The 1,978-nt window shown below is 61.6% G+C and carries 2 protein-coding genes and 1 pseudogene; 1 reads left to right on the forward strand and 2 read right to left on the reverse strand.

What is annotated here, in order from left to right; genetic code table 11:
• Positions 1-473 (forward strand): annotated as a pseudogene (locus EOD15_RS33575) (alanine dehydrogenase); the annotation flags it as partial.
• Between the two features lie 212 nt (positions 474-685).
• Here the strand turns inward: EOD15_RS33575 and EOD15_RS33580 are convergent.
• Together EOD15_RS33580 and EOD15_RS33585 are read right to left on the reverse strand one after the other, a co-directional pair.
• Complete coding sequence (locus EOD15_RS33580) at positions 686-1,153, reverse strand: DUF1203 domain-containing protein (RefSeq protein WP_127321593.1); 468 nt, start codon at positions 1,151-1,153, stop codon at positions 686-688.
• A 155-nt stretch (positions 1,154-1,308) separates the two neighbouring features.
• On the reverse strand, positions 1,309-1,866 hold the full coding sequence (locus EOD15_RS33585; RefSeq protein WP_127321594.1) for an OmpA family protein: 558 nt from the start codon (positions 1,864-1,866) through the stop codon (positions 1,309-1,311).
• Positions 1,867-1,978 lie beyond the last annotated feature (112 nt).

The raw sequence follows: 1,978 nt of genomic DNA on the forward strand, positions 1-1,978 counted from the left end.
TCCACACCCGTTACTCGACTGTCGAGGCGCTGGAAGAAGAGTGTTTTTCAGCCGACATCGTCGTCGGCGCGGTGCTGATCCCGGGTGCCGCGGCGCCAAAACTGGTTTCGCGCGAAATGCTGTCGGGCATGAAGAAAGGCTCGGTGCTGGTCGACGTCGCCATCGACCAGGGCGGCTGCTTCGAGACCTCGCACGCCACCACTCATGCCGAGCCGACCTATGAGGTCGACGGCGTCATCCACTATTGCGTCGCCAACATGCCTGGTGCCGTGCCGGTCACTTCGGCCCACGCGCTCAACAACGCGACGCTTCACAACGGCCTGCAGCTCGCCGACAAGGGCCTGAAGGCGCTGGTCGACGATCATCACCTGCGCAACGGCCTCAATGTCCACAAGGGCAAGATCACCAACCGGGCAGTCGCCGAGGCGCTCGGCTACGAACTGGTCGAGCCGAAAGCCGTTCTCGCCGCCTGATTTCGTTTGGATTATTCCTCCCGTCAGCCCGCCGGTCACGCCGGCGGGTTTTTTCTTTCCCTACAACAAAAAAGCGGAGCCAAAGCCCCGCTTCCTCGATGTCGAGATTTACCGCCGGTTCATCCGCGGTCGGCAAATCGATCGACAATGGCTTTCTATCGCGACTATGCGACGGCAGTACGACAACTGTTTTCCAGCGGCTAATCTCAGCCTCAAGCGCGCTCGATGCGGCACTGGTAGCAATTGTTGCGCGCCGAACGGACATGGACGTAGGCGATCTCGTCGCGTTCGAACAGCGTCTCGGCCCGTGCAGCAATTGCCGTGGTCGGGATGACGCCGCCGCTGCCATAGACGATGCGATCATCCCTGCCATAGCCGCGCACGATGTAGTCGGGGCTTTCGAGAATCTCGGGCAGCGCCTCGCTCTCGGCAGCGCGGTCGCATTCCCCGCCATGCAGGAAGATCGGCCCGGTTTCAGCATAGGGCTGAAGCTGCGGGAATGGCCGGTACGCCAGAACAAGGTAGGCATCGCCGGCGGCGATGTTCTTCAAGCAATGCCGGCAAGGCATGCCGTCACCGTCGGAGATCTTTCGCTCGGGCATTTGGCCATAAGCATCGATCCCGCCGCGTTGCAGCGTCCTGACACCTTCGGTCGGCAAAGCTTTGAACTGGATGGTCATGTAAAATCTCCGGTGTGGTCTACCGGAATTATGCCTTTGAACTCTCGCCGCCCACCCGATTCCTGCCAAATATCGAAGAGCCGGTCGCCCGTCGGCGACCGGCTCTCATCAAGTCCCGTCGAAGGCGCCGGCTAACTAAAATTCAGAGCTGCGGCTCAACGGATGAAATCGTCGAAGCGGCGCAGTGTCACCCGGCGATTCTGCCAGTTTTCGTTCTGCGTCTGCACCAGTAAAAACTCTTCGCCATAGCCGACTGTCTCGAGAGCATGACCCGGCACACCGAATTCGCGCACCAATGTGCGCTTGAGCGAAACGGCGCGCTGTTCGGACAGAGCCTGATTCGACTGGAAGGAGCCGACGGCGTCGGTGTGGCCCTCGATCAGCACGCGGGCGCCGCGATCGCGGCGCAGGATGCGCCGCAGCGCGTCGGCAATGGTCTCGATCTTGTCGTATTGCGAGTTGGCAATAGCCGCCGAACCGAAGGCGAAGTTGATCGACTGGATATCGATCGAGCGGGCCATGCGGCGCAAATCCGGGCGCCGCTTGAATTCGCGGATGGTGACGCGCTCGTTCGGCCGCAATTTCACACGCGGCGCCGCCTCGAGCTTCCGCTCGATCGTCGCGGCCGAAGGCGTTGTCGCCTGGGCTGCGGCCAGGCTTGGCATGGCAATTGCCGCGATCAGCGCGGCGGCAAGTGTACGGCGGGTCAGCATGTCTTTGTCTCCTTCGGCCTTGGCCGCATTGATGGTGCGGGCAACATGCCAAAAACAGCCTGAAGGGCCGATGAACGGCGGGTTCAGATTCGAACTGGTGTCAGCTTCCGGC

Source organism: Mesorhizobium sp. M7A.T.Ca.US.000.02.2.1 (assembly GCF_003996995.1).
In the GTDB taxonomy this organism is placed as follows: Bacteria; Pseudomonadota; Alphaproteobacteria; order Rhizobiales; family Rhizobiaceae; genus Mesorhizobium.

Bases quoted from the DNA above. Each gene is read 5' to 3' on its own strand.
- EOD15_RS33580 (WP_127321593.1), bottom strand. From the start codon at position 1,153: ATGACCATCCAGTTCAAAGCTTTGCCGACCGAAGGTGTCAGGACGCTG.
- EOD15_RS33585 (WP_127321594.1), bottom strand. From the start codon at position 1,866: ATGCTGACCCGCCGTACACTTGCCGCCGCGCTGATCGCGGCAATTGCC.